Source organism: Streptomyces sp. NPDC026515, assembly GCF_055567595.1.
In genome coordinates, this window is sequence record NZ_JBVHQD010000057.1 from 1 (window position 1) to 1,838 (window position 1,838).

Here is a 1,838-nt window from a genome sequence, read left to right on the forward strand (position 1 = left end):
CGCCCGGTTACATTCCGAACCCGGAAGCTAAGCCTCACAGCGCCGATGGTACTGCAGGGGGGACCCTGTGGGAGAGTAGGACACCGCCGAACAATCATTCAAAGGGCTGGACCCGGAACTTCCGTTCCGGGTCCAGCCCTTTTTTGGTATGCGTAACGCAAAGTTCACGTTGCGCGCCGAGCATCGCAGCATGGGTACTGCTGCAATGCTCAGGGCCGCCGGCGTCGGAGTCGGCGACGAGGTCATCGTGCCGGCCTTCGGGAACGTGGAAGTCGCCGAGGCCGTGACCCTCGCCGGTGCGCTTCCGGTGTTCGCCGACATAGATCCCGTGACCTACTGCCTCGACCCCTCAGCGGTGGAAGCGGCGGTAACTCCCCGGTCCGCGGCCGTCGTTGTCGTGCACCGCTTCGGACGGTGGGCCGACATCGGGGGATTGCACGCGCTGGGGCAGCGCCACGGACTGCTGGTCCTGGAGCAGGGCGAGTCCGAGGCGCCGTACGACGAGATCGCCCAGCGGCGGCAGCGCGCCGCCTACCTCGATGCCAAGCTGCGAGGCGTGCGGACGCCGGACGGTGGCGACGGGCACACCTACCAGCAGTACGTCGTGCGGGTGCCGGGGAACGGCCGCCCCGACCGGGACGCCTTCGCGCGGGCGCTGCGGGGCAAGGGAGTTGACTGCCGGGTACCGGTGAAGACGCCGGTGCACCGCTTGCCGGAATTCCGGCGTTGCGTCTCGCTGCCGGAGACCGAGCTGGCGGCGGACGGCACGCTGTCGCTGCCCGTGGACGCCGCATTGACGAAGCGGGAGATGCAGCGGATCGTCTCCGCCTGCAACGCACTCGGTGGACTGCTCCAGCCCGCCTTCTGAACGGGTTTGGGAACCCGGGTCTGTTCGGGGTATGATCTATTCCGTTGCCGAGGGGGAATCTCCGAAAAGGCAACAGGCCCCTATAGCTCAGTCGGCAGAGCGTCTCCATGGTAAGGAGAAGGTCAACGGTTCGATTCCGTTTGGGGGCTCCGACAGGAAAAGCCCCGCCCTTTCGGGCGGGGCTTCTCTTGTTTTCAGGGCACGGTGACCAGATGGGTGACTCCGCGCACCAGGACCGCGCAGGCGGTCCGGGCGTCGCCGAGGTAGCCGGCCACCATCGCACCGTCGCGCAACGCCACCATCGAGTCGGCCGATTGCCCGGGGTCGGCCGCACCGAGGCGCTGGAAGGCGTCCCGCAGGACGTCACGGAACCAGGCGCGGTGCTCAAGTACGGCTTGATGGACCGTGCTCGCGGAATCCGGGTACTCGGCCGCGGCATTGATGAACGGACAGCCCCGGAATCCCGGCCCGCACACCTCGGTGCCGATGCCGGACGCCACCGCGAGGAGGAAGTCCGCGGGAGAGGTGATCTCCTGGGCCGCCGCGGTGACGCGCTCCCGGATCTGGTGGTCGGTCGCCTCCAGGTAGGCGCGCACAAGGTCGTCCTTGCCGTCGAAATGCCGGTAGAAGGTGCCGCGCGCCACGTCGGCCTCCGCCATGACACGATCCACCCCGACCCCGCGGATGCCCTCGCCGTAGAAGAGCCGGCTCGCGGTGCGCAGAAGTCGCTCACGTGCCGGGGAGGGGCGAATCGGTACGGACGCGTCTTGTGCCTTCGACATGTCGTCAGCATAGAACGGTCTGTCTCTTCGCTGGTCGACGGCGCCGGAGCGGCATTCCGGGCCGCCTACCTGGCGGCGGGCCCGAGCGCTGCTACTTGGTGGCGTAGACGGCGGTGTAGCCGCCGATGAGGGGGCGGGCCTCGACCTTGGCGAAGCCGGTGTCCTGGAGCCACTGGGTGGCGTCGGCG

The 1,838-nt window shown here is 68.4% G+C and carries 2 protein-coding genes, 1 tRNA gene and 1 rRNA gene; 3 read left to right on the forward strand and 1 reads right to left on the reverse strand.

What is annotated here, in order from left to right:
- From rrf to ACZ4O3_RS44055, 3 genes are all read left to right on the forward strand, one after another.
- A 5S ribosomal RNA gene (gene rrf, locus ACZ4O3_RS44045) occupies nt 1-92 on the forward strand; the annotation flags it as partial.
- Nucleotides 93-205: 113 nt separating this feature from the next.
- Nucleotides 206-868 carry a DegT/DnrJ/EryC1/StrS family aminotransferase gene (locus tag ACZ4O3_RS44050; protein ID WP_362727922.1) on the forward strand — a complete coding sequence of 221 codons (663 nt, stop codon included), beginning with the start codon at nt 206-208 and terminating at the stop codon, nt 866-868.
- A gap of 76 nt (nt 869-944) precedes the next feature.
- Nucleotides 945-1,017 (forward strand) — tRNA-Thr (locus tag ACZ4O3_RS44055).
- Nucleotides 1,018-1,062: 45 nt separating this feature from the next.
- Here the strand turns inward: ACZ4O3_RS44055 and ACZ4O3_RS44060 are convergent.
- Nucleotides 1,063-1,650: a TetR/AcrR family transcriptional regulator gene (locus tag ACZ4O3_RS44060; protein WP_362727920.1), complete on the reverse strand. Its 588-nt coding sequence runs from the start codon at nt 1,648-1,650 to the stop codon at nt 1,063-1,065.
- Between the last annotated feature and the right edge of the window lie 188 nt (nt 1,651-1,838).